The sequence below is a fragment of the Pseudomonas sp. NPDC098747 genome (genome assembly GCF_044760045.1).
GTDB lineage: Bacteria > Pseudomonadota > Gammaproteobacteria > Pseudomonadales > Pseudomonadaceae > Aquipseudomonas.
Window position 1 is genome coordinate 36221 of sequence record NZ_JBIWAL010000035.1, and the last position, 7649, is coordinate 43869.

Annotated in this window: 9 protein-coding genes; 2 read left to right on the forward strand and 7 right to left on the reverse strand. The window is 61.0% G+C overall.

Translation table 11 applies throughout. The features are described 5' to 3' along the window. Window positions 1-98 precede the first annotated feature (98 nt). Together ACIQVE_RS19895 and ACIQVE_RS19900 are read left to right on the forward strand one after the other, a co-directional pair. Window positions 99-1673 (forward strand): flagellar hook-length control protein FliK, encoded by a 1575-nt coding sequence (locus ACIQVE_RS19895; RefSeq protein ID WP_402811220.1) that lies wholly within the window; start codon window positions 99-101, stop codon window positions 1671-1673. Beyond that, a complete protein-coding gene (locus ACIQVE_RS19900; RefSeq protein WP_402811222.1) occupies window positions 1670-1999 on the forward strand; it encodes an EscU/YscU/HrcU family type III secretion system export apparatus switch protein in 330 nt (109 codons plus the stop codon). The genes ACIQVE_RS19895 and ACIQVE_RS19900 overlap by 4 nt, the downstream gene beginning before the upstream one ends. Window positions 2000-2110: 111 nt before the next feature. Here the strand turns inward: ACIQVE_RS19900 and ACIQVE_RS19905 are convergent, their stop codons facing one another. The 7 genes from ACIQVE_RS19905 to ACIQVE_RS19935 all read right to left on the reverse strand — a co-directional run. After that, window positions 2111-2503 carry a DUF2802 domain-containing protein gene (locus ACIQVE_RS19905; RefSeq protein WP_402811224.1) on the reverse strand — a complete coding sequence of 131 codons (393 nt, stop codon included), beginning with the start codon at window positions 2501-2503 and terminating at the stop codon, window positions 2111-2113. Beyond that, window positions 2504-2989: a chemotaxis protein CheW gene (locus ACIQVE_RS19910; RefSeq protein WP_402811226.1), complete on the reverse strand. Its 486-nt coding sequence runs from the start codon at window positions 2987-2989 to the stop codon at window positions 2504-2506. A gap of 85 nt (window positions 2990-3074) precedes the next feature. After that, window positions 3075-4037 (reverse strand): CheW domain-containing protein, encoded by a 963-nt coding sequence (locus tag ACIQVE_RS19915; protein ID WP_402811227.1) that lies wholly within the window; start codon window positions 4035-4037, stop codon window positions 3075-3077. A gap of 2 nt (window positions 4038-4039) precedes the next feature. Further along, on the reverse strand, window positions 4040-4828 hold the full coding sequence (locus tag ACIQVE_RS19920; RefSeq protein WP_402811229.1) for a ParA family protein: 789 nt from the start codon (window positions 4826-4828) through the stop codon (window positions 4040-4042). Window positions 4829-4871: 43 nt separating this feature from the next. Continuing rightward, window positions 4872-5762 (reverse strand): flagellar motor protein MotD, encoded by an 891-nt coding sequence (gene motD, locus ACIQVE_RS19925; RefSeq protein WP_402811231.1) that lies wholly within the window; start codon window positions 5760-5762, stop codon window positions 4872-4874. A gap of 15 nt (window positions 5763-5777) precedes the next feature. Further along, a complete protein-coding gene (locus ACIQVE_RS19930; RefSeq protein WP_402811232.1) occupies window positions 5778-6518 on the reverse strand; it encodes a flagellar motor protein in 741 nt (246 codons plus the stop codon). Next, window positions 6518-7649 (reverse strand): chemotaxis response regulator protein-glutamate methylesterase (locus ACIQVE_RS19935; RefSeq protein WP_402811234.1); only part of this gene is annotated, 1132 nt, incomplete at its 5' end. The genes ACIQVE_RS19930 and ACIQVE_RS19935, both read right to left, overlap by 1 nt.

The window sequence follows — 7649 nt, forward strand, 5'->3', positions numbered from 1 at the left end:
ACAATTGCTATGTTTTTTGAACGAAGCGCAAGACGGGCGGCATTATACATGTCGTGCCTTACTCTCAAGAGTGCAATTTCCTCAGGTTGTGTCCGCGTATGACAGGCGAAATGAACATCCTCCCGCTCCCGACGACCACTCCGGCGACCGTTCGCCCGCAGGTCGGTGAGTTACTCAAGCTGCTGACACCGGTCGAAGGTCTGATCGGTGCCGGCCAGAGCGCCAAAGCCGAGGTGTTGTCGCTAAAGCAGGCGGATCAGACTTTTGAACTGCTGCTCAAGGTAACGCTGGACAGCGGTCGCCAGACCACCGTGCAAGCGACCAGCAATCTACCGCTGGCGCAAGGCACCAGTCTGGCGATCACTCAGCCGTCTGCGGGTAATCTGGCGATTACCGTGCAACAGGCCATTGCCAGCAGCGTCGCCACCCTCACCCGCATCGATACCGCGCAACTGCCCGTGGGCACCCTGCTGCAAGGCAAAGTGCTGACCTCGCAGGTGCTCCCGCAAACGCCGGGGCAGGCGACGGTGTTTCGTTCGATGGTCAGCCTGCTCAATACCGCATTGAGCGGCAGCACATTGACCATCGACAGCCCGCAGCCGCTGCGCATCGGCACCCTGCTCTCGGCGTTGGTGGAAGACTCACAAACGTTGAAATTCCTGCCGCTGAGCAACCGTCAGGAGCAATTGGCGGTGAGCCAGCAACTGGTCGGCCAGCAGAGTCGTCAGGCTTCCTTGACCGGTTTGCTGAACGCGCTGCAAAACCTGCCGGCCGATACCGATCAAACGTCGACAGATTTACGCGCTGCGGTAGATCGCCTGCTCGCCAGCCTGCCGAGCGTGCAGCAACTGAGCACCGCCAAAGGCGTCGCCCAGGCCTTGGCCAACAGCGGCATGTTTCTCGAAGCCAAACTGCTGACCGGACAAAACCCGACGCTGGCGCCGGACATGAAAGCCGATCTGCTCAAACTGATCGCGCAACTGACACCGGGCCTGCCGAGCAGCACCAGTTTCAATGCAATCCTTGCCGCCAACACGCTGGCGCAAGCGCTGCCAAGTTTCGTGCGCAACGCCCTAGGCATGCTCGGCCAAGTCAGCGCCAAACCGCTGCCAAGCAGTTTCCCACTGCCCGACCGCTTGCTGCAAAGCCAGGATGGCGAAGGTGATCTGGAGCATTTGCTGCGCCTCGCTGCCGCCGCCGTTTCGCGACTGCAAAGCCATCAGTTGTCCAGCCTGGAGCAGACCGGCGTCACCGACGACGGGCGCCTGCTCAGCACCTGGCAGCTGGAAATTCCCATGCGCAATCTGCAAGACATCGTGCCGTTGCAGGTCAAGTTCCAGCGCGAAGAAGCGCCGGAAAAAGAACCGCAACCGAACGAGCGCCGCAACGAAAATGAGCCCAAGCAGCAACTGTGGCGCGTCGATCTGGCGTTCGACATGGAACCGCTCGGGCCGATGCAGATTCAGGCGCAGTTGATCGCCGGCAGCTTGTCGAGCCAGTTGTGGGCCGAACGGCCGTACACCGCCGAGCTGATCGAAAACAATCTGTTCGCACTGCGCCAGCGCCTGCTGGATCGCGGACTGAACGTCGGCGACATCGACTGCCACCACGGCACCCCGCCACAAGGCAATCAAACCCGTCTCGACCACCGCTGGGTTGATGAAACCGCATGAATGACGCCACCGCTCCACGCCAGGCCATCGCCCTCAAATACGACGGCAACCACGCCCCGACGCTCACCGCCAAGGGTGACGAAGAACTGGCCGAAGAAATCCTGCGGATCGCCCGCGACTGTGAAGTGCCGATCTACGAGAACGCCGAGCTGGTACGGCTGTTGGCGCGAATGGAATTGGGCGACAGCATTCCCGAAGAGCTGTACCGCACCATCGCCGAGATCATCGCGTTTGCGTGGAATCTGAAGGGGAAATTCCCCGAGGGACACGACCCGGATGCGCCGATGTTCGAGAAGGATGTTACTGAGCGCGGGGATGATTACTGAGGTTTCAAAAACGCCTTCGCGAGCAAGCTCGCTCCTACATTGGTACGGCGTACACCGATTAATGTGGGAGCGAGCTTGCTCGCGAATAGGCCATCAGCCTGAGCCCAAAAATCAGCCCTTGTGGAGCTTACGCATCAACTCCGCCTCAGCCTGGGTCAAGCCGCAGGATTGAGTCAGTTCATCAACGCTTGCGCCCATGCCCACCAGTTTCGCCGCCTGGGCGAACGACAGGCTGGATGGATCGCGCTGTTCAAGCTGAACGATTTTGTCCGGTAACGGACCGACTACCGCGCGCAGTTCGTGCAGGGCTTCGCCCATGCGCACATTACCGTTCTGATAATCGTCAACGCGCTTGGCCAGATCCTTGATGCGCTGATCACGCAGCGCATCGCCCTCGGCCTGTTGCGCAGCGATCACCCGCTGCGCCTTGATGTACGCCAGAAACATTGCCAGCGTGCCTGCCCAGAAGAGGAACAGGACAATGACCGCAACCTCGAGAATCAATCAGATGTTCTCCAGGTCCGACCACTCTTCTTCGCTCATCATCTTGTCCAGCTCGACCAGGATCAGCAACTCGTTGTTCTTGTTGCACACGCCCCGGATGAACTTGGCCGACTCTTCGTTACCAACGTTCGGTGCGGTTTCGATTTCCGACTGACGCAGGTAAACCACTTCGGCCACGCTGTCGACCATGATACCGACGACTTGCTTGTCGGCTTCGATGATGACGATACGGGTGTTGTCGCTGATCTCACCGGTGCTCAGGCCGAAGCGCTGACGGGTGTCGATCACGGTGACCACGTTACCGCGCAGGTTGATGATGCCCAGCACGTAGCTTGGCGCGCCCGGTACCGGAGCGATCTCGGTGTAGCGCAGCACTTCCTGAACGCGCATCACGTTGATGCCGTAGGTTTCGTTGTCCAGCTTGAAGGTTACCCATTGCAGGATCGGATCTTCAGAACCCTTTGCCGCCGTCGCCTTGTCGTTCATACCCTAGCCCCTCGAAGTACCGCCCTAGCGGTGTATGTTCTGTGCCCCGCCATACGTATGCCGGTGCTTGTCTGTTATGTAAGCGTTATGTCGGTGTGTGGTTCGGCTTACTGCCGGGCATGTGCTTTGCCCCGCCGCTGGCGATCAACTCGGCGAGAGCTGCGACATCGAGCAAGGCGCACATGTGTTCAATCACGGTGCCGGCGAGCCATGGCCGCTGACCCCGGTGACTTCTCCATTTGATTTCATTCGGATCAAGACGCAACGAACGACTGACTTGATGCACCGCCAGACCCCATTCGTAACCTTGTACCGAAATCACGTACTGCAAGCCCTGACGGAAGTCATCGCGATAGCGATCCGGCATGACCCAGCGCGCGGTGTCCAAGACTTTCAGGTTGCCGGCCTGGCTAGGCAGAATCCCGAGGAACCATTCCGGCTGACCGAACAGCGGCGTCAGCTCGTGGCCGGCCAGCGAGTAGATCGATCCCAGGCACACCAGTGGCACGGCCAGGGTCAATCCGGCGACATCGAACAGCAGGCATTCGAAGGCGTCGGAGGCCCAGGCCGGACGGCCGTCGGTGTCGACCGGCGGCGGTGTGTTGCTTGGTGGCAGATGCACTTCCACCAGCGGCGGAACGAGCGTCTGCACAGGATCTATTGGCTCGGGCGCTGCTGCCTCCAGCTGTGGCTCCGGCGTCGGTTCGACGGGTTCTGGCGCAGCTTGCAGCAACTGCGTTTGCAGCAGCGGCGCGAGAGTCGAAACCACGCGCACAGGCTCAGCCGTTTCGAGCAACACCACCGGCGCCTTGGCCACCGCTGCCGGCGCTGCAATCGGAGCAACAGGTCTTGCCGCTTTCTCGGCATCGCGCGCCTGCTCTTCAAGCACCGCCGCCTGGAACTCATCCAGCGCTTCGGCGTTTTCAATCACCTCAGGCTGGGCGGCAACCTGCGCCGGCAACTCGTCGGGAATCTCTTCCAGCAAACTGTCCAGATACGACTGCAAAGCCATCTGCGGCTTGGATGTCAGCTTGATCGGCCGATTCATCTTCAAGCCACCTGCGGAACAAGTTGTTGCGCCAACAGGTGCTTGAGCAGCGCGCGGTAAGCCAGCACGCCACGGCTCTTGCCGTCGAATTGCGAAGGCGTGACGCCCGCTCGGCTGGCGTCGCGCAAACGCGTATCGACCGGGATGTAACCCTGCCAGATATCGTCGGGATATTTGTCGCGCAGCACGCGCAAGGTGCTCATCGACGCTTGAGTACGGCGGTCGAACAACGTCGGCACGATGCTGAACGGCAGCGCCTGTTTGCGCGAACGGTTGATCATCGCCAGCGTGTTGACCATGCGCTCAAGGCCTTTGACGGCCAGGTGTTCGGTCTGCACCGGGATCACCAGTTGCTGGCTCGCCGCGAGGGCGTTGACCATCAGCACGCCGAGCAACGGCGGGCTGTCGATGACCGCGTAATCAAAGTCCTGCCACAGTTGCGCCAGACTCTTGGCGATCACCAGACCCAGGCCACTTTGCCCCGGCGACTGACGCTCGAGCGTCGCCAGTGCTGTGCTCGATGGCAGCAGGGAAATGCGTTCGTCACTGGTCGACAGCAGCAACTGCCCGGGCAAGCCCTGCGGCACGCTGCCCTTGTGCAGGAACAGGTCGTAGTTGCTGTGTTCCAAACTGTCGGGGTCATAGCCGAAATAGCTGGTCATCGAGCCGTGCGGGTCGAGATCGACCACGACCACGCGCTTGCCCGCCTCTGCCAGCAATCCGGCTAAAGCGATGGAAGAGGTGGTTTTACCGACCCCACCCTTTTGATTGGCGACTGCCCAGACTCTCATTCAGTTCGTTCCTCCCGACCGAGATGCTCGGCCGAGACATGGCTCAGCGTATTAATGCGGGTGACGGAGAATTGACGGCACTCTCGCGTCCCGGCGTCTTGACCGGGGTCGGTGCAGTTTGTGTGCCAGCGCGCTTCAGCGCAGCGTCCGGTTGCGCATGAGCGGTTCCGGTGCCCGTGAGGCTGCGGCGCACATCCAGATTGCGCGATACCACCAACACCACGCGACGGTTTTTTCCCCGGCCTTCGGCAGTAGCGTTATTCGCGACCGGCTGGAATTCGCCGTAGCCAACCGAGGCCAGCCGACCGGGGTTTACGCCCTGCATCGCCAGCATGCGCACGATGCTCGCCGAGCGCGCCGAGGACAGCTCCCAATTGGTCGGGTACTGCGCGGTGCGGATCGGTTGGTCGTCGGTAAAACCTTCGACGTGGATCGGGTTGTCGAACGGTTTGAGGATCGCGGCAACCTTGTCGATGATGTTGAAGGCGATGTCGCTCGGCATGGCGTCGCCGCTGCCGAACAACAGGCTGGAGTTGAGTTCGATCTCGACCCACAACTCGTTGCCGCGCACAGTCATCTGGTTGGAGCTGATCAGGTCGCCGAACGCGGCACTGATGTCGTCGGCGATGCTTTTCAGCGGATCACTGGCGCCGGCAATACCGGCGTCAATCTGCTCGGCGTCCTTGACCAGCGGCTTGGCCGGGGTCACGGTCTTCGGTCGCTCGTCGCCAATCGGGATCGGCTTGAGCGCGCGGTCGGAGTCGGTGAAGACCCCGACCAGCGCTTCGGAAATTTCCTTGTACTTGCCTTCGTTGATCGACGAAATCGAGTACATCACCACGAAGAAAGCGAACAGCAGCGTAATGAAGTCGGCGTAGGACACGAGCCAGCGCTCGTGATTAACGTGTTCTTCCTGGTGCCTGCGACGAGCCATAGTCCATTACCCCCATCAATCCATGAAGCCCTGAAGCTTCAGCTCGATAGAGCGCGGGTTTTCACCTTCGGCGATCGACAAAATACCTTCCAACAACATTTCGCGATAACGCGACTGCCGCAACGCGATGGACTTCAGTTTGGCCGCCACCGGCAGCAGAATCAGGTTGGCACTGGCCACACCGTAGATGGTCGCGACGAACGCCACGGCGATGCCGCTGCCCAGTTGCGTCGGGTCGGCGAGATTGCCCATCACATGGATCAGGCCCATGACAGCACCAATGATGCCGATGGTTGGCGCGTAGCCACCCATGCTTTCAAAGACTTTGGAGGCCTCGATATCACGCGCTTCCTGGGTGTAGAAATCCACTTCGAGGATGCTGCGGATCGCTTCCGGCTCGGCGCCGTCGACCAACAGTTGCAGGCCTTTTCGCGAGTAGTTGTCAGGTTCGGCGTCAGCCACCCCTTCCAGGCCGAGCAAGCCTTCCTTACGCGCGGTGAGACTCCAGTTGACTACACGGTCGATGCCGCCAGCCAAGTCGACCCGTGGCGGAAAGAAGATCCAGGCGAGAATCTGCATCGCGCGTTTGAACGCGCTCATCGGCGATTGCAACAGCGCGGCACCGACGGTGCCGCCTATTACGATCAGTGCCGCCGGGCCGTTGGCCAGCGCACCGAGGTGACCACCTTCCAGGTAGTTGCCGCCGATGATGGCGACGAACGCCATGATGATCCCGATAAGGCTTAGAACATCCATCAGATACACGCCTCGACGATGTGCTTGCCGATGTCGTCCAGACCGTAGACCGCGTCAGCGAGGTCGGCTTTGACGATGGCCATCGGCATGCCGTAGATCACGCAGCTTGCTTCATCCTGCGCCCACACCGAGCTGCCGCCCTGCTTGAGCAGGCGCGCGCCTTCACGGCCGTCCGCGCCCATGCCGGTCAGTACGACCGCCAGAACTTTGTCGCCGTAGGATTTGGCTGCCGAGCCGAAGGTGATGTCTACGCACGGCTTGTAGTTCAGACGCTCGTCGCCCGGGAGGATTTTCACCGCGCCACGGCCGTCGATCATCATTTGCTTGCCGCCGGGTGCCAGCAGCGCCAGACCAGGACGCAGGATGTCGCCATCCTCGGCTTCCTTGACGCTGATACGGCAGAGCTTGTCCAGACGCTCGGCAAAGGCTTTGGTGAATGCTGCCGGCATGTGCTGGATCAGTACGATCGGCGCCGGGAAGTTGGCCGGCAATTGCGTCAGCACTCGCTGCAAGGCGACAGGGCCACCCGTCGACGTACCGATGGCGACCAGTTTGTAGGCCTTGCGTTTCGGTGCCGGCGACGAAGCACTGGCAGCCGGCGCGCGCGTCGGTGCCGGAGCAGGCGCCGGGCGTACCGGTGCGCTGCTGGTATGGCTGCTGCTGTGGCTGCTGTGGTTGCTGAAACTCGATGCGGCCGGGGCCGGCGTTGGTGCAGGAGCAGGTGCCGCCACAGGTGCAGGAGCGCTGTAAGCACTGAAACGACGATTACTGCGCGAGATGCTATGCACCTTTTCGCACAGCAGTTGCTTGACCTTCTCGGGGTTACGCGAGATGTCTTCGAAGTTCTTCGGCAGGAAATCCACCGCGCCAGCGTCCAGCGCATCCAGGGTTACCCGGGCGCCTTCGTGGGTCAGCGAGGAGAACATCAACACCGGGGTCGGGCAGCGCTGCATGATGTGCCGCACTGCCGTGATGCCGTCCATCATTGGCATCTCGTAGTCCATGGTGATCACGTCAGGCTTGAGCGCCATGGCCTGATCGATCGCCTCTTTACCGTTGGTTGCCGTGCCGACAACCTGGATGCTCGGATCCGCTGAAAGAATTTCCGAGACGCGGCGACGGAAAAAACCC

Excerpts from the sequence above, each read along its gene's own strand:
- ACIQVE_RS19915 (WP_402811227.1), bottom strand. The coding sequence starts at position 4,037 with ATGAATCGGCCGATCAAGCTGACATCCAAGCCGCAGATGGCTTTGCAG.
- ACIQVE_RS19920 (WP_402811229.1), bottom strand. The coding sequence starts at position 4,828 with ATGAGAGTCTGGGCAGTCGCCAATCAAAAGGGTGGGGTCGGTAAAACC.
- ACIQVE_RS19930 (WP_402811232.1), bottom strand. The coding sequence starts at position 6,518 with ATGGATGTTCTAAGCCTTATCGGGATCATCATGGCGTTCGTCGCCATC.
- ACIQVE_RS19900 (WP_402811222.1), top strand. The coding sequence starts at position 1,670 with ATGAATGACGCCACCGCTCCACGCCAGGCCATCGCCCTCAAATACGAC.
- motD (WP_402811231.1), bottom strand. The coding sequence starts at position 5,762 with ATGGCTCGTCGCAGGCACCAGGAAGAACACGTTAATCACGAGCGCTGG.
- ACIQVE_RS19895 (WP_402811220.1), top strand. The coding sequence starts at position 99 with ATGACAGGCGAAATGAACATCCTCCCGCTCCCGACGACCACTCCGGCG.
- ACIQVE_RS19910 (WP_402811226.1), bottom strand. The coding sequence starts at position 2,989 with ATGAACGACAAGGCGACGGCGGCAAAGGGTTCTGAAGATCCGATCCTG.